The sequence below is a fragment of the Luteibacter anthropi genome (assembly GCF_023699965.1).
Lineage (GTDB): Bacteria > Pseudomonadota > Gammaproteobacteria > Xanthomonadales > Rhodanobacteraceae > Luteibacter > Luteibacter anthropi.
On sequence record NZ_CP077072.1, the window covers coordinates 1,936,010 to 1,951,181 of the forward strand.

Sequence of the window (15,172 nt, forward strand, 5' to 3'; positions counted from 1 at the left end):
GGGATTACCTGGCGTTCGTGGCGGTGGTGCCTTCGGGGAGCGCGGCGGCGAGCACGTTGCGCTCGTTCGCTTCGCCGCGGGCGAACTGGGCAACGATGCGGCCGTGGCACATGGCGATCACCCGGTCCGAGACGCCGAGTACTTCCGGCAGCTCGCTGGAGATCATCACCACGGCCACGCCACGCGCGGCCAGCTCGTAGAGCACGTTGTAGATTTCGTTCTTGGCGCCGACGTCGATGCCACGGGTGGGCTCGTCGACGATCAGCACGCGGAGGTCTTTCTCGGCCAGCCAGCGCGAGAGCACGGCTTTCTGCTGGTTGCCGCCGGAAAGCAGGCGGATTTCCTGGCGCCGGTGCGGCGTGCGGATGCGCAGGCGTTCGATGTAGCTGTCGGCCGTCTTCGCTTCCACGCGGTCGTTCACGAACAGGCCGGCGGTAAGGTGGTTGCGTCGCGCACTGATGTTGATGTTCTCGGACACCGAACGCACGCCGATGATGCCTTCTTCCTTGCGGTCTTCCGGGCAGAAGACCAGGCCGTGGCGGATCGCATCGCGGATATGCGAGGGCTTCACCGGATGGCCGTCCACGCTCACCTCGCCGGAGAGACGGCGGTCGGCACCGTAGACGGCGCGCATCACTTCGGAGCGACCCGCACCCACGAGGCCGAAGAAGCCGACGATCTCGCCGGCCCGCACCTCGAAGCTCACCGGGCGCTGCACGATACGGCTGGTGACGTCCTGCACGGCCAGGCGCACGTCACCGTGCTCGCGGGGTTTGTAGCCCCAGATGTCGCCGATGTCGCGGCCCACCATGCGCTGCACGAGGGTGTCGCGGGTCACGCCTTCCAGCGTGTCGAAATCGGCCACCTTGCGGCCGTCGCGGAAGATCGTGGCGGCATCGCACAGCTCGAAGATTTCATCGAGGCGATGCGAGATGTAGATCATCGCCTTGCCCTGCGCACGCAGGTCGCGTACCAGGCGGAACAACACGTCGGTTTCGCGGTGTGACAGTGAGCTGGTGGGCTCGTCGAGCGCAAGGATGGTGGCGTCGCGCAGGATCGCCTTCACGATCTCCACCATCTGCCGCTGGCCGATGGACAGCTGGCGCAGCTTCGCTCGCGGGTCGAGGTCCACGCCCAGTGCATCGAGGCGTTCGCGTGTCCAGGCCAGTGCGCGGCGGCGGTCCACGAGGCCGAAGCGCGTGGGCAGGCGACCGAGCAGCAGGTTTTCCATCACCGACAGCTCGGGGACGTACTGGAGTTCCTGGTGGATCACGGCCACGCCCGCACCGATGGCATCGGCGGCGCTGCGGAACGCCTGCACGTCGCCGTCGATCGCCACGGCGCCCTCATCGGGAATGTATTCCCCGCCGAGGATCTTCATCATCGTGGACTTGCCGGCGCCATTTTCGCCGAGCAGGCCATGCACGCTGCCGGCGCGCACGGCAAAGCTCACATCGGAGAGCGCGCGTACGCCGGGAAAGCTCTTCCCGATATGACGGAATTCCAGGCGCGGCGCGCTCCCCATGCTCAAAGCCCCATTTCCTTGCGCACTTCGGCGACGTTGCCGCGGGTGATGAGGCGGCCCGTGGTCAGCGTGAGTGCGGGCGGTGCCTTGTCGGCCTTGATCCACTCGTACATGTCGATCGAGGTCTCATAGCCATGACGCTTCGGGCTGATGAGCACGCTGCCGAAGAAGCCGGTCGGCTCGCCCTTGGCAAACTCGTTCAGTGCCGACTTGCTGCCACCGATGCCCACGCCGATCATGTTGTCCGCGCGGAAGCCACGGCCTTCGGCGGCACGCACGGCGCCCAGCACGGCTTCGTCGTTGAGGCCGAACGCTACCCAGTGCTTGAACTTCGGGTTCTGCGTGATGGCGATATTGGCCGCGTTGAAGGCGTTTTCGGTGTCCGTCTTCGCCTGCGGGGCATTGATGACGTTGGCCTTCGGGAAGCCTGCAGCCGTGAGTGCGGCAATGGCGCCGTCGGTGCGGTCCTTGGCGGTGGGCAGCTGGTCGTAGGAGATGCGCAGCGCGCCGGTTTCTTCCGGCTTCCAGCCGCGCTTCTTGATTTCGTCGGCAATGGCCTGGCCCACCTGCTCGCCGATCTTCGAGGCCGAGATGCCCATATGCGGCACCGACTCGATGGGCTTGCCAGCGCCATCCACGAGACGATCATCCACGGTCATCAGCTTCAGGTGGTTCATCTTCGCCTTGGCGACGATGGACGGCCCCAGCTTCACGTCAGGCGTGCAGATGACAAAACCCTGTGCGTGCTGCGACTTCAGATTGTCGATGGCGGTAAGCACCTGGCCACCGTCCGGCGCGCCGATCTTCACCAGGGTGAAGCCCTTTTCCTTCGCGGCCTGCTCGGCGTACTTCCATTCGTCCTGGAACCAGGGTTCCTCGGGCTGCTTCACCACGAAACCGATCTTCACCGGTTCGTCGGCAAAAGCGGGCGCGGCGGTGAAAGCCATGGCCAGGGCAAGGGCGCGAAGGCCCAGTGCGATCTTCATCTTCATGCGATCCCTCCTCATGTGCGTGCGCAGTTCAGCCGAGCAGCCCGCGCTGGCGGGCGACGGCGATGGCGCCGCTGCCCGCGAGATCGCGCTGTTCGTCGTCGCCCAGCACCGTGACGGTGCCGGAAAAGAAATCGTCGCCTTCCACCAGACGGGCAATGGCCTCGCGCAGGATGGGCTTGCCGCTGACGACGAAGCGCGTACCCGGGCTCATGCGGATCGCGCTGGAATTCTTGAGCGTGAGCAGGTCCGAGCCCAGCACCGCGCCCAGCAGGAAATTGGCGCGTGCGTTGGCGTCGTATACCGCGAACTGGTCGAGGATGCGCACGCTGAAGCAGGCGCGCCCCAGGCCGATCTTCTTCGACGATTCGGCACCTGCCAGCAGCATCTCCGGATCGATGCGCTTCGCGAAGCCGTCCTTCAGCGAGCCAGCCAGGATGGTGTCGTGCGAGATCACATGCAGCAGTTCGCCGGCCAGCGTGGTCACGCAGCCATCGATGCGCTGTTTTGCGTCGATGCTGACGAACTTCGAATGCGAACCCGGCAGCACGATGACGGTGGGCTCGGCCAGGCCGAGGCGTTCCACGAGCGCGAAGGATTCGGTTTCCTCGCCGCGCATCATGTCCATCGCCTCGCAGTTGTGCAGGCCGATGTGATCCACCGCGTTGCGTACGCCGGGCACGAACCAGATCGGTGCGTGCCATACATCGGCGATCAGCGATTCGCGCATGGCTTTGGCGAGGTCGTCGATGCCGGCAGGTGCAGGTACGTGCGGGATCTCGCACAGGCCGACGTTGGAGGTGATCATGCCCGAGGCAAGCACCAGCCCCACGTCGTCACGCTGCACGTTTGCCGTTTCAAGGGTTTCGGCGATGGTCTCGCGTACGCCTTCTTTCAGCTTTGCCGTGCTGCCCGTGATCGCGGTATCGCGCACGCCCACCTGGCGTGCGGCATTGGCGAGCACCTCGCCATCGCGCCAGAGCGTGACGCGGGTGTTGGTGGTGCCGGTGTCGATGGTAAGGATGTTCATCGAAGATCCGTTCGAAAGCGCAGCGGATTCTTGGCGGCTTCCGGTAACGCAGGCAAACTAGAAATTCTTCGGGTCTTCCCCAAATTTTTCTTGATGACTCTGCAATGAAGCGTTCGCTCCCCCTCAACGCCGTGCGTGTGTTCGAGCTTGCGGCGCAGCATTTGAGCTTCACCAAGGCCGGCGAGGAACTCTCGCTGACGGCCGCGGCGGTCAGTGCGCAGGTCAAATTGCTGGAGGCGTATCTCGGTACGCCGCTATTTGTGCGAAGCAACAATAAGCTGTCGCTGACAACGGCCGGGGAGAATTATTTCCCTCGCATCCGGGATGCTTTTCGTGCGCTGCAGCATGCTACGGACCAGGTGATGGGCCAGCGCAGCGTGGGCCTGCGGGTGTCGGTGCCTCCTACCTTTGGCACGAAGTGGCTCGTGCCGAGGCTGTTCCGCTTCTTTGCGAAGCATCCGGATATCGCCGTCGAGGTGGTCACCGATGGCGGAGCGGAGGGCTGGGATCTGGCCATCGACGACCGTCTGGTGGATGGCATGGAGCTGCTGGTGACCTCAGGCTACACGCCGGTCTGCGCCCCGGCGCTTGCAGGGCGTATCCACACGCCGGCCGACCTCGTGGACCATCTGCTGCTGCACGAGCGCCCGGGTCGCCGCGCGGCGGCCATCGCGGGCTGGGATCAGTGGTTCGAGAAGGCGGGTGCGGAGCCTTCGGCGATCTCCCGCGAAATGGGCTTCGGCGACGGCACGATGATGTTGCAGGCGGCCATCGAAGGGCAGGGCGTGGCGTTGGCCCAGGAGCTGCTGGTGGCCTACGACCTCGCGGCAGGGCGCCTGGCCGAACCGTTGCACGTGGAGGTGCCGCTGCAACACGCGTGGTACCTGGCGGTATCGCGCGAGGCGGCATCAAAAGAAGAAACCGAAGTCTTCCGATCCTGGCTCTTCACCGAACTAAACGTCCCCCTGTAGGAGCGCGCCTCGCGCGCGACCCTTCGAAGCCGTGACTGCATCGCTCCCGATCCGGTCGCGCGCAGGCGCGCTCCTACAAGAGGTGCGGCAAGGCCCTGTAGGAGCGCGCCTCGCGCGCGACCCTTCGAAGCCGTGACCGCATCGCCCCGATCCGGTGGCGTACAGGGCAAGGATCAGCAGTCCCGCGCGTCAGCCTTGCGCTTGCGCCACCACAACACGCCGAGGATCACTACTACGGCACCGATGGCAAGCCACACGCCGGTCTGCCCGCGGCGGATCCACATCGTGAGCCACTCGTGGTTATGCGCACCGAAGTACCCCAGGTACACCCATAGCGGCACGCTGATGATCGCGGCCATGCCATCGAGCAGCAGGAATCGGAAAAAACCCACGCGATGCGTGGCACCGGCCGTGATGAACACGGCGGTACGCATGCCCGGCAGGAAGCGCGCCACGAACATCATGCGATTGCCGTAACGCTCGAATTTCTCCTGCACCTTCGCATAGCGCTCTGGCGTAAGCAGCCGCGCCACGAAACGCCAGCGCAGGATGCGGGCACCGAAATGGCGGCCCAGCAGGAACATGGTGGAATCGCCGACCAGCACGCCGGCCAGCCCCACGAGCACCATGGTGTGAACGTCGCCGTAGCCCAGGCCCGTAATGATGCCGCCGGCCACGAGGGTGATGTCTTCGGGCAGCGGGATACCCGCTCCACAGAGCATCAGGGCGATGAAGACGGCCGCATAGCCGCTCCGCCCGAACACATCGACGAGGTTGTTGAGCAAATCCATCAGTAACGCACGAACCCGGCCCCGGCCGGTCCCTTCATGGAACGAAGGACGGATGATCCCATGGATCGCGTGTCATGCGCGGTGCGCTGCATCATCGGGCCTCCAGCGGCGAAGGTGCGGCCCGGGCCGCGAGCAGTACCCGCAGCTCGGCTTTTTCGGTGTCGTCGAGCTGGCCGTCGCGCATGCGGTGGATCAGGTACTCGCGACGCTGTGTCATTGCCTGGCGCTCCATCTGGGCCAGCCCGTCGAGGAATTCGGTGCGCTGCGCGTCGGCCTCGCCGATGAGCGCGCCTTCCACCAGTTTCATCAGGGCCGGGTATTCCGGCCGTTCGTTGAAATGCTCCAGCAGCACGGCCGGATTGATGCCCGGCCGGTTGCGCGCCACGTCGATCAGTTCGGACAGCAGGTCGATGCCGCGCGCCTGGAACCGGCGGAAGCCGTGGGGTTCCTCGATATCCAGCGCAAGGCTGGGCTGGGACAGCAGCATGGCGATGGCGGCGCGCACGAGGCTGCGCTGCACATTGGTGGGCTTGTTGCCGGAGGTGGGCCTGGGTGCCTCGGCATCCAGCTGTGCTTTCGCACCCGTCCGGCGCTGAAGCTCCTGCGCCATGAGGTCGCGGAAGGCGCCGTCGGGCAGCTTCGCAATGAGCGGACGGGCCCGTTCCGCGAGTCGTGCGCGGCCGTCGATACGGCTGACATCCACGTCGCGGCCCAGCTCGTCGAAGAAGTACTCCGATAGCGGCATGGCTTCCTTCATGCGCTTTTCGAAGCCTTCCTTGCCCTCCTGGCGTACCAGGGAGTCCGGGTCTTCGCCATCGGGCAGGAACAGGAAGAACGCCTGGCGGCCGTCGCGCATGCGCGGCAGGATGGACTCCACGGCCTTCCACGCGGCCGCACGGCCGGCACGATCGCCGTCGAAGCAGAAGAAGACGTCGGGTGCGGCGCGGAACAGCACTTCGGCATGGTCGGGCGTGGTGGCCGTGCCCAGGGTGGCCACCGCAATGGGCAGGCCGGCCTGGTGCAGGGCGATGACGTCCATATAGCCCTCGACCACCATGATCCGGGTGAGGTTCTGGTTGGCCTGCTTCACCTGCCACAGGGCGAACAGTTCGCGGCCCTTGTGGAAGAGTGGGGTTTCCGGCGAGTTGAGGTATTTCGGGCCCTGGTCCGAAGAGAGCACGCGTCCGCCGAAGGCGATCACGCGGCCCCGCCGGTCGAGGATGGGGAACATCACTCGTTCGCGGAAGCGGTCGTAGCGGTTGCCGCGCTCGTTGCTGGCGACCATGCCCGCGTCGTTGAGCAGCTTGCGCTTCTGGTCGCTGGTGCCCAGTGCCTTCAATACACCGTCGAAACCGGCCGGTGCCCAGCCGATGCGGAAGCGTTTCAGTATTTCCGCATCGAGGCCACGGCGCTCGACATAGGCCAGGGCTTCGGCGCTGTTGCCCAGCTCGCGCTGGTAGTACGAGGCGGAATCGTCGAGCAGGGTGTAGAGGTCGGTGCGATCCTCGCGGGGCTTGTCGTCGCGACCGCCCTCGTAAGGCACCTTCATGCCGACCGACTGGGCCAGTTCCTCGATGGCGTCGGGGAACTCGAGACGGTCGTAGTCCATGATGAACTTGATCGCGCTGCCGTGGGCGCCGCAGCCGAAGCAGTGGAAGAACTGCTTGGCCGGGCTCACGTAGAACGACGGGGAGCGCTCGTTGTGGAATGGGCAGCAGGCCGTCCACTCGCGCCCGGCCTTCTTCAGCGGCACGCGCCGCTCGATCACGTCGACGATGTCGACGCGAGTGAGCAGTTCATCGATGAAGTTGTCGGGAATACGACCGCGCATGGACGCCTAGGATGCCACGCCTCGGCTTCCGTCAGGAGCTTGACGAGACGTCAGAAAGCCAGTTTGAACACGCCGATGACGGCCAGGATGGCGATGACGAAGAGGATCAGGAAGATCGCGAAGCAGACCTTGGCAATGGTCGCGGCGACGCCTGAGATCCGGCTGAAGCCGAGCGCGCCGGTGACGAGCGCGATCAGGCCGAAGATGATGGCGTACTTGAGCATGGGATTCCCTCCGCAGGTGGCGCCGGAGGTGCTCCCCAGCTGTGGAGGGAGGATGCGTTGGGGTTCGTGGGGTTGCCGTGAACACGTGCCCCATCGCCCCACGCTTCCTGTAGGAGCGCGCCTTGCGCGCGACCGGTGATGCGAATGCGTCGATGGTTTTCGCGAAAACCGGTCGCGCGCAAGGCGCGCTCCTACAACGGCGAGGGCGGGCACGTCCGAACACGCGCCGGACGCGCCACCGCAGGGCGGCGAGAGGCCTCAGCCCAGCTTTGCCTTCACCTTGCCTGCCACGGCACCCATGTCGGCGCGGCCGGCGGCCTTTTCCTTCACCAGGGCCACGACCTTGCCCATGTCGCGGGCCGAGGTGGCACCGGATTCGGCAATGGCGGCGGCAATCACGGCGTCCAGCTCGGCTTCGCTGAGCTTGGCCGGCAGGTAGCCGTCGATGATGCCCATCTCATAGCGCTCGACGTCTGCCAGCTCGGTGCGGCCGGCCTTGTCGAACTGCTCGATGGAGTCGCGGCGCTGCTTCTGCATCTTTTCGAGGACGGCCAGCACCTGGTTGTCGTCCAGTTCGATCCGTTCGTCGACTTCGCGCTGCTTGATGGCCGCCTGTACCAGGCGGATCACGGCCAGGCGATCCTTCTCGCCGCCCTTCATGGCGGCCTTCATGTCTTCGGTGATCTTTGCCTTGAGGCTCATCGCTTTATCTCCAGGACGACGAAAAGCCGGCTCCACCTTTCGGCGGAGCCGGCTCGGATTTCCGCCTGATTGCGGCGGCAGCGGGCAAACGCGCCAGCCGCGAGTCCATTTCCCGGCCCGGGGGCCAGGAAGGCAATCAGTACATGCGGGTCCGGCGCGTCGTGTCGCGAGACAGACGGCGCAGGTGACGCTTCACCGCGGCAGCGCGCTTACGCTTACGCTCCTGGGTGGGCTTTTCGTAAAATTCGCGCTTGCGCGTTTCGGCCAGCACGCCAGCCTTTTCGCACGTACGCTTGAAGCGGCGGAGGGCAAGCTCAAACGGCTCGTTCTCGCGGACTTTAACGCTCGGCATGGAAACTCCACTTGTCTAAACTAACCCGTGAACCCGGGTGAGCCGTGGATTATACCGTGATCAAAACGAAAATTTCAAAGCCTGTGTTGGGCGTGGAAACCTCCTGCGACGAGACGGGCGTGGCCCTGCTCCGCTGGGACCCTGAACAGCCGGGTCGCGGGCTGCTTTCCCATGCGCTCTACAGCCAGATCGCCCTGCATGCCGAATATGGTGGCGTGGTGCCCGAACTGGCCAGCCGTGACCATGTGCGCAAGCTGCTGCCCCTGGTCCGCGAGGCCCTGAAGGAGGCCGGCCTCACGCCGGCCGACCTGGGCGGGGTGGCCTATACGGCCGGCCCCGGCCTGGTGGGCGCGCTGCTGGTGGGTGCCGCCGCCGCCCGTGCCATGGCCTGGGCGCTCGGCGTGCCGGCCATCGGTGTACATCATATGGAGGGCCACCTGCTGGCGCCCCTGCTCGAAGACGACCCGCCGGAGCCGCCTTTCGTGGCCCTGCTGGTCTCCGGCGGGCATTCGATGCTGGTGGAGGTCAAGGCCATCGGCCAGTACCGCATCCTGGGCGACACCCTGGATGACGCCGCCGGCGAGGCCTTCGACAAGACCGCCAAGCTGATGGGCCTGCCGTATCCCGGCGGCCCGGCGCTGGCAAAGCTGGCCGAGCAGGGCACGCCCGGCGCGTTCCGCTTCTCCCGCCCCATGGTCGACCGGCCGGGGCTGGATTTCAGCTTCTCGGGTCTCAAGACCCAGGTGCTGCTGGCCTGGCAGAAGTCCGACCAGTCGGATCAGGTGCGCGCGGACATCGCCCGGGGCTTCGAGGAAGCCATCGTGGATACCCTGGCCATCAAGTGCCGCCGCGCACTGGAAGCCACGGGTGCGAAGCGGCTGGTGATCGCGGGCGGCGTGGGTGCCAACAAGCGCCTGCGGGCCCAGCTGGCCGAGGCCGGCGCTGCCGATGGCTTCCGCGTGTACTTCCCGCGTCTCCAGTTCTGCACGGACAACGGCGCCATGATCGCCCTGGCCGGCGCGATCCGCCTCGCGGCGGGCCAGCAGCAGGACGAAACGATCCAGGTACAACCCCGCTGGAGCCTCGAAACCCTGCCCCCCGCTGCCTGACACCCTCCCTGTAGGAGCGCGCCTGCGCGCGACCAGAGGCGCAGGCCGGTCCGGTCGCGCGCAGGCGCGCTCCTACAGGGACGTCCGGCAGCGGGTGAGAGGGAGTGGCACCCCCGGTCGCGCGCAGGCGCGCTCCTACAGGGACGTCCGGTAGCGGGTGAGAGGGAGTGGTACCCCCGGTCGCGCGCAAGGCGCGCTCCTGCATGGCTTGCGTTAAGCGGGTCAGTCACCGACCCTGTAACACTCCCAAGCAACAACAGCCCCCTCTTCATGGACATCGTCTTCATCGAAGACCTGCGCATCGACGCGGTCATCGGCATCTACGACTGGGAACGCCGTATCCGGCAGACGCTGTCGTTCGACCTGGAAATGGCCTTCGACAACCGTCGCCCGGCCGCCAGCGACGACATCGAACACACCCTCAACTACAAGTCGATCTCCAGGCGGCTGCAGTCCTACGTGGAATCATCCAGCTTCGGCCTCGTGGAAACCCTGGCCGAACGCTGCGCCGAGATCGTGCGCGAGGAATTCGGCGTCTCCTGGGTGCGCCTGAAACTCTCCAAACCCGGCGCCGTACGTGGCGCGAAGGCCGTAGGCGTGCGTATCGAGCGGGGTACGAAGCCGGAATGATGGCCCCGAAGGCGGCGCTCTCGGTCGTGGAGGGCTTCATCGAATCGCCGGAGCTGCGTCGTGTCACGCTGGTGGCCGGCCTGTTCCTCGCGGCGTGGCTGGTAGGCCTCATCGGCCGCGTGTTCCTGCACCGCGTGGTGCGCGTGGCCACGCGACACACCGTCTGGCGCTGGGACGATGCGCTCTACGAGCACGGCGCCTTCCGCTGGCTGGCGCGCATGCTGCCGGCCATCGTCATCTATTACGGCATCGACATACTGCTCGAACCCGGTGACGGCATTGGCGTCTTCGTGCGCAACCTTGCCGTGTGCTGGATGATCGTCTGCGTGATCGCCTCGCTGGGGCGCGCGCTGATCGCCTTCGAATCGCTTTATAGCGCAACACCTGCCGGCAAGCGCTCGATCAAGGGCGTGGTGCAATTGCTGAACCTCGCGCTGTGGATCGTGGCGCTGGTGCTGGTGATCACCAAGCTCACCCACCAGAGCATCGGCCTGCTGCTGTCGGGCATCGGCGCCATGTCGGCGGTGCTGCTGCTGGTGTTCAAGGACACCATCCTGGGTTTCGTCGCGGGCATCCAGCTCAGCACCAACGACATGCTGCGCGTGGGCGACTGGATCACGATGTCCTCGGCCGGCGTGGATGGCGATGTCATCGACATCACGCTGCATACGGTGAAGGTGCGCAACTTCGACCGCACCATCGTCACCGTACCAACGTGGAAGCTCATCGCCGAGTCGTTCCAGAACTGGCGCGGCATGTCCGAGTCCGGCGGTCGCCGCATCAAGCGCGAGCTTTATGTCGATGCGGCCTGCGTGCGTTTTCTCGAAGACGACGAAATAGAACGTTTTGGCAAGGTGCACCTGCTGAAGGATTACCTCATCCGCAAGCGCGAAGACATCCAGCGCTGGAACGAAGCCCTGGGCGAGCCGGGCAGGCTGCCGGTGAACCGGCGCCGACAGACCAATATCGGTGCCTTTCGTGCCTATGCCGAGGCCTATATCAAGGCGCATCCGGACGTACACGATCGCATGACCCGCATGGTGCGCATGCGCGACCCGGGTGCGCAGGGCATTCCGTTCGAGATCTACTGCTTCACCAATACCGTGGTCTGGCTCGACTACGAGCGTATCCAGGCCGACATCTTCGATCACCTCATCGCGATCCTTCCCGAGTTCGGCCTGCGTCCGTTCCAGCAGCCATCGGGTGGCGACGTGCGCGAGGCTTTTTCCGCCCTGCGCGACGCAGGTGTCGTGGAGCACTGAATGGGCCGCGCGTACCTGAGCCTGGGTTCCAACATCGATGCGGGACGCTGGTTGTCCGCCGCCGTGGCCGAGCTTCGCGAGCGTTTTGGTGCGCTGGACGTCTCACCGGTGTACCGGAGCGCGGCGGTCGGCTTCGACGGCCCTGATTTCCTGAACCTGGCGGTGGGTCTCGACAGCGACCTGCCTCCCCAGGAGCTCAACGACTGGCTCCACGCGCTGGAGGACCGCCATGGCCGCATCCGTGGCGGCGACCGCTACGCCAGCCGGACACTCGACGTGGACATCGTTCTGTACGACGACCTGGTGCTGAGCGGCGAAGGCCACCTGGAACTGCCCCGCAGCGAACTGCGCCACGCCTTCGTTCTGAAACCGATGGCCGACATCGCCCCGGACCTGCGCCACCCCATCAGCGGCCAAAGCATGGCCGAGCTATGGCAGGCTTTCCCCAAAGCAAAAGAACCACTAACCATAGACCCCCACCTGACCTCCCTCCTCCTGTAGGAGCGCGCCTGCGCGCGACCGTTTGATACGTTTCGTTAACGACCGTAGAGGCCTCGCTACCGAAGGTGTGGGAGCTGATCGCATCGGCGATGTTGCGCTCCGTGGGAACGCAGCCCATGTGGTGTTTCGCTCCGTAGGAAGTGCTCGCCTGTCGGCCTCGCGCTCGGCGCTGGAACGTGGCGTTGCAGAGGCGACGGGGGCGGCCCTTGGCGCTCCGGCCTGCGGTGTCCCTCGGGAAAGGAGGAGCCGCTGCGCGGCTCAGTGTCTTATGGCTTACGCCCCTTCGGGCCGGGGAGCGTGCGGGGTTTCCCGACTCGACCTCCGTGTCTCGGCGGGAAATGGCGGTCATCCTGACCGCCACCCTTCGGGCCTTTTCCACCCGCTCCCCTCACCTCCATCAAGTCGCGCCAAGGGCCGCCCCCGCCGCCTCTGTCGAACGTGATCGCGGCTTGTTGTAGGAGCGCGCCTGCGCGCGACCGGTTATCGCGAAAATTTTCATCGTTTGCGATAACCGGTCGCGCGCGAGGCGCGCTCCTACAGGAAGAAGGGGCTATGGCGGCGGGGGCGTTCAGGTGCTACAAAGCGCGCACTCGGCCAAGGGAATCGGAAGGACATGGGCAAGTTCGCACGTAGCTGGGCGTTGATGAAGGCCAGCGCCAATATTCTCCGGCAGGACAAGGAGCTGATGCTGTTTCCATTGCTGGCGGGGCTTTGCTCGCTGGTGGTGATCGCCAGCTTTGGCTGGCCGGTGTTCATGTCGCTGCGGCATCACCATGCCGACTTCGAAGGGCAGCGCCATCATGTGATGCCGCCGCTGGTCATGCTGCTCAGCTTTGTTTTCTACTTTGTGCAATATGCCGTGGTGATTTTCTTCAACACGGCGCTTGCCTCGGCGGCCCTGGTTCGCCTGGGTGGCGGCAATCCAACGTTCCGTGAGGGCCTGAGTGCGGCCTGGAGCCGGTTACCCAGCATCCTTGGTTATGCCCTGATCGCGGCGACCGTCGGTGTCATCCTGCGTTCCCTCCAGGAGCGCTTCGGCCTGATCGGGCGCATCGTGGTCGGCATGCTGGGCTTCGGCTGGTCGGTGGCGACTTTTCTCGTGGTGCCGGTGCTGGCCGCGCAGGACATTGGTCCGGTGGATGCCGTCAAGCGCAGTGCATCGCTGCTCAAGGGTACCTGGGGCGAGAACCTCATCGGCAACGCCGGTATTGGCGTCGTGGGCGGCATCCTGACGTTCTGCCTGGTGGCGGTCAGCCTCATCCTGTTCGGTGCCGCGGCGGCCACGCAATCCATGGCGCTGATGATCGCTGTGGCTGCGGCGGGCGTGCTTGGCCTGGTTGCCCTGAGCCTCTTCCAGACGGCGATGCACGGTGTGTATTCCGCTGCACTTTACCGCTACACGCAGGAAGGCGATCCGGGGCAGGGTTTCGACCGAGCCCTGCTTGAATCGGCATTCCGCCAGAAGAACTGATCGGTTTACCGGCAGCGCACGCTCAGATGGTGAGCGTGCGTCCGCCGTCGATGCGGATGGTCTGCCCCGTGGTGTAGCGGGCGTCCAGCATCAGCCAGCGCACCGCTTCGGCGACGTCATCTGGCTCGCCCTTGCGAGCCAGTGGTGTTTTTGCGATGAGCGCTTCGGCAGCGTCTTCCGGCTTGCCCGACTCGGGCCACAGGATGGCACCCGGTGCCACGGCGTTGACGCGTACGTCGGGGGCGAGATCCTTCGCCAGCGACAGCGTGAGCATCGCCAGTGCGGCCTTTGCCATCGTATAGATGGGGTGATCCGCGAGAGGCCGCTCGGCGTAGATGTCCACGATGTTGACGATGGCGCCCCTGTTTTTACGAAGCTCTGGCGCGGCCGCTTGCGCCAGAAAAAAAGGTGCGCGTGCATTGGCGGCGAAGAGGTCGTCCCACTGCTTGCCCGTGGCGGTGCCGATAGGGGTCGGATAGAACGCCGAGGCGTTGTTCACCAGTCCGTCCAGGCGACCGAAGGTGGCGATGACGGACGACACGAGTGTCGGCAGTGCGGCATCGTCTTCGAGCGGGGCGGCGAAGGTCGCTACGCTGCCTTCGCGCGATGCGTTGAGTTCGTCGGCCAGCATCCGGGCTTCGTCGCCGGAGTGGCGGTAGTGCACGGCCAGCCGGCATCCGGCGGCATGCAGATGGCGAACGATGGTGGCACCCACACGTCGGGCGCCACCGGTGACGAGCACGACCGGCGAGGCGTTCATCGGAGTTCCTTTTTCACGATGGGTGAAGCTTGACGCAAACGACCGGTGACGTCACGTCGCGGGCTTTGCCTTGCGGATGCTTCTCTTTGCAGGCGTGCGCTTGGCGACGGTTTTCTTCGTGGCCTTCCGGGTGGCCGATTTTGTCGTTTTGGTTGCAGCGGCTCGTTTTTTTGGAGCCGCCTTCTTCATTGGCTTGCGGGACGTCGCCTTGGGCGACGGATCGCCGACCGTGTCGGCGATGGGGGCCGCCTTGTCGTCAGTAGCGCGATGCTTTGGTGTCTTCGACGAAGACTCATCGCCATCATCGATATGAATTTCTCCACTGAACAGGTCGATGGCGGTCTTCGCGACTTGTCCGGTGTCGTAGTAAGCGTAAGCGCCTACTCCCAGTGCACCGATCACGGGCAGCCAGCGTGAAATGCCTTTGCCTACGGCGCGCTTGGACACGCTTACGCCGATGCGTCCTGCCAGGCGCTGCAACACGCTCGTTGCGGTAGTGCGGAATACCAGCCGGTCACCCACGCGTATGGCAATGTCACGAAACGCCTGCGCTGCCGTGTGGCGGAACAGGCACCACAACATCTGCTCGCGACCCAGCTTGGCGGTCTTGCCGTACGCCGCGGCAATGTCGCTCACGAGCTGCCCCTGGATGCGCCAGATGGCCACCAGTTCGGGTAGCACCGTCAACCAGCCGAGCGGCCCTGGTGGCAGGGCGAGCGAACCGGCGGTGAGTGCCGCCTTGTTGGCGGCGGTGCTGGCGAGGCGTCGGCATTCCTCTTCCACCGTGCTTTTGCTTGCGCGCGGCACGTCGCTTTCAGGGATGCGACTGACGAATTCGAGGATCGCCTTGGCGACAGCACTATCGCCACGGTCACCGGCAGTGACGGGAACGATCTCGCGGGAAGTGGACTCGGAATCGCGCTTTGGCATGAGGGTATCCGGCAGAAAAACGATATGCCTTCGATTGATAGCGCATCATGTTTAACGCTTGCGTGAAAGCGGTTGGAAAGGTACCGTCATGAAA

Annotated in this window: 16 protein-coding genes; 6 read left to right on the forward strand and 10 right to left on the reverse strand. The window is 65.2% G+C overall.

Annotation, left to right across the window (positions count from 1 at the left end):
* Positions 1-4 precede the first annotated feature (4 nt).
* The 3 genes from araG to KR767_RS08615 are packed head-to-tail and all read right to left on the reverse strand — an operon-like array spanning position 5 to position 3,544.
* Positions 5-1,525 (reverse strand): L-arabinose ABC transporter ATP-binding protein AraG, encoded by a 1,521-nt coding sequence (araG, locus tag KR767_RS08605; protein WP_250879138.1) that lies wholly within the window; start codon positions 1,523-1,525, stop codon positions 5-7.
* A gap of 2 nt (positions 1,526-1,527) precedes the next feature.
* Complete coding sequence (locus tag KR767_RS08610; protein WP_250878825.1) at positions 1,528-2,517, reverse strand: arabinose ABC transporter substrate-binding protein; 990 nt, start codon at positions 2,515-2,517, stop codon at positions 1,528-1,530.
* Positions 2,518-2,545: 28 nt separating this feature from the next.
* Positions 2,546-3,544, reverse strand: a complete 999-nt coding sequence (locus KR767_RS08615; protein ID WP_250878826.1) for a 2-dehydro-3-deoxygalactonokinase — start codon at positions 3,542-3,544, stop codon at positions 2,546-2,548.
* Positions 3,545-3,648: 104 nt separating this feature from the next.
* Here KR767_RS08615 and KR767_RS08620 point away from each other — a divergent pair, with 104 nt between their 5' ends.
* A complete protein-coding gene (locus KR767_RS08620) occupies positions 3,649-4,515 on the forward strand; it encodes a LysR substrate-binding domain-containing protein (protein ID WP_250878827.1) in 867 nt (288 codons plus the stop codon).
* A gap of 173 nt (positions 4,516-4,688) precedes the next feature.
* Here the strand turns inward: KR767_RS08620 and KR767_RS08625 are convergent, their stop codons facing one another.
* The 5 genes from KR767_RS08625 to rpsU form a co-directional block, all read right to left on the reverse strand.
* Complete coding sequence (locus tag KR767_RS08625) at positions 4,689-5,306, reverse strand: DedA family protein (RefSeq protein ID WP_250878828.1); 618 nt, start codon at positions 5,304-5,306, stop codon at positions 4,689-4,691.
* Between the two features lie 91 nt (positions 5,307-5,397).
* Positions 5,398-7,137 carry a DNA primase gene (dnaG, locus tag KR767_RS08630; protein WP_250878829.1) on the reverse strand — a complete coding sequence of 580 codons (1,740 nt, stop codon included), beginning with the start codon at positions 7,135-7,137 and terminating at the stop codon, positions 5,398-5,400.
* 50 nt (positions 7,138-7,187) lie between these two features.
* Positions 7,188-7,361 (reverse strand): DUF1328 domain-containing protein, encoded by a 174-nt coding sequence (locus tag KR767_RS08635; RefSeq protein ID WP_166946289.1) that lies wholly within the window; start codon positions 7,359-7,361, stop codon positions 7,188-7,190.
* A gap of 258 nt (positions 7,362-7,619) precedes the next feature.
* The gene (locus tag KR767_RS08640) at positions 7,620-8,063 is read right to left on the reverse strand and encodes a GatB/YqeY domain-containing protein (RefSeq protein ID WP_166946291.1); all 444 of its coding nucleotides are present in this window, start codon (positions 8,061-8,063) and stop codon (positions 7,620-7,622) included.
* Between the two features lie 136 nt (positions 8,064-8,199).
* A complete protein-coding gene (gene rpsU, locus KR767_RS08645) occupies positions 8,200-8,415 on the reverse strand; it encodes a 30S ribosomal protein S21 (protein ID WP_029213735.1) in 216 nt (71 codons plus the stop codon).
* A gap of 83 nt (positions 8,416-8,498) precedes the next feature.
* Between rpsU and tsaD the strand changes: the two genes are divergently transcribed.
* From tsaD to KR767_RS08670, 5 genes are all read left to right on the forward strand, one after another.
* Positions 8,499-9,524: a tRNA (adenosine(37)-N6)-threonylcarbamoyltransferase complex transferase subunit TsaD gene (gene tsaD / locus KR767_RS08650; RefSeq protein WP_166946456.1), complete on the forward strand. Its 1,026-nt coding sequence runs from the start codon at positions 8,499-8,501 to the stop codon at positions 9,522-9,524.
* 270 nt (positions 9,525-9,794) lie between these two features.
* Entirely contained in the window at positions 9,795-10,154 is a 360-nt protein-coding gene (folB, locus tag KR767_RS08655) for a dihydroneopterin aldolase (protein ID WP_250878831.1), read from the forward strand.
* Positions 10,151-11,416 carry a mechanosensitive ion channel family protein gene (locus KR767_RS08660; protein ID WP_250878832.1) on the forward strand — a complete coding sequence of 422 codons (1,266 nt, stop codon included), beginning with the start codon at positions 10,151-10,153 and terminating at the stop codon, positions 11,414-11,416. Before folB ends, KR767_RS08660 begins: the two co-directional genes overlap by 4 nt.
* The gene (gene folK / locus KR767_RS08665; RefSeq protein ID WP_250878833.1) at positions 11,417-11,917 is read left to right on the forward strand and encodes a 2-amino-4-hydroxy-6-hydroxymethyldihydropteridine diphosphokinase; all 501 of its coding nucleotides are present in this window, start codon (positions 11,417-11,419) and stop codon (positions 11,915-11,917) included.
* Between the two features lie 613 nt (positions 11,918-12,530).
* Positions 12,531-13,388: a DUF6159 family protein gene (locus KR767_RS08670; protein ID WP_250878834.1), complete on the forward strand. Its 858-nt coding sequence runs from the start codon at positions 12,531-12,533 to the stop codon at positions 13,386-13,388.
* 22 nt (positions 13,389-13,410) lie between these two features.
* Here the strand turns inward: KR767_RS08670 and KR767_RS08675 are convergent, their stop codons facing one another.
* Positions 13,411-14,148, reverse strand: a complete 738-nt coding sequence (locus tag KR767_RS08675) for a pteridine reductase (protein WP_250878835.1) — start codon at positions 14,146-14,148, stop codon at positions 13,411-13,413.
* A 51-nt stretch (positions 14,149-14,199) separates the two neighbouring features.
* A complete protein-coding gene (locus KR767_RS08680; RefSeq protein WP_250878836.1) occupies positions 14,200-15,078 on the reverse strand; it encodes an EcsC family protein in 879 nt (292 codons plus the stop codon).
* Positions 15,079-15,172: the final 94 nt, after the last annotated feature.

Excerpts from the sequence above, each read along its gene's own strand:
- araG (WP_250879138.1), bottom strand. The coding sequence starts at position 1,525 with ATGGGGAGCGCGCCGCGCCTGGAATTCCGTCATATCGGGAAGAGCTTT.
- KR767_RS08610 (WP_250878825.1), bottom strand. The coding sequence starts at position 2,517 with ATGAAGATGAAGATCGCACTGGGCCTTCGCGCCCTTGCCCTGGCCATG.
- KR767_RS08615 (WP_250878826.1), bottom strand. The coding sequence starts at position 3,544 with ATGAACATCCTTACCATCGACACCGGCACCACCAACACCCGCGTCACG.
- KR767_RS08620 (WP_250878827.1), top strand. The coding sequence starts at position 3,649 with ATGAAGCGTTCGCTCCCCCTCAACGCCGTGCGTGTGTTCGAGCTTGCG.
- KR767_RS08625 (WP_250878828.1), bottom strand. The coding sequence starts at position 5,306 with ATGGATTTGCTCAACAACCTCGTCGATGTGTTCGGGCGGAGCGGCTAT.
- dnaG (WP_250878829.1), bottom strand. The coding sequence starts at position 7,137 with ATGCGCGGTCGTATTCCCGACAACTTCATCGATGAACTGCTCACTCGC.
- KR767_RS08635 (WP_166946289.1), bottom strand. The coding sequence starts at position 7,361 with ATGCTCAAGTACGCCATCATCTTCGGCCTGATCGCGCTCGTCACCGGC.
- KR767_RS08640 (WP_166946291.1), bottom strand. The coding sequence starts at position 8,063 with ATGAGCCTCAAGGCAAAGATCACCGAAGACATGAAGGCCGCCATGAAG.
- rpsU (WP_029213735.1), bottom strand. The coding sequence starts at position 8,415 with ATGCCGAGCGTTAAAGTCCGCGAGAACGAGCCGTTTGAGCTTGCCCTC.
- folB (WP_250878831.1), top strand. The coding sequence starts at position 9,795 with ATGGACATCGTCTTCATCGAAGACCTGCGCATCGACGCGGTCATCGGC.
- KR767_RS08660 (WP_250878832.1), top strand. The coding sequence starts at position 10,151 with ATGATGGCCCCGAAGGCGGCGCTCTCGGTCGTGGAGGGCTTCATCGAA.
- folK (WP_250878833.1), top strand. The coding sequence starts at position 11,417 with ATGGGCCGCGCGTACCTGAGCCTGGGTTCCAACATCGATGCGGGACGC.
- KR767_RS08670 (WP_250878834.1), top strand. The coding sequence starts at position 12,531 with ATGGGCAAGTTCGCACGTAGCTGGGCGTTGATGAAGGCCAGCGCCAAT.
- KR767_RS08675 (WP_250878835.1), bottom strand. The coding sequence starts at position 14,148 with ATGAACGCCTCGCCGGTCGTGCTCGTCACCGGTGGCGCCCGACGTGTG.
- KR767_RS08680 (WP_250878836.1), bottom strand. The coding sequence starts at position 15,078 with ATGCCAAAGCGCGATTCCGAGTCCACTTCCCGCGAGATCGTTCCCGTC.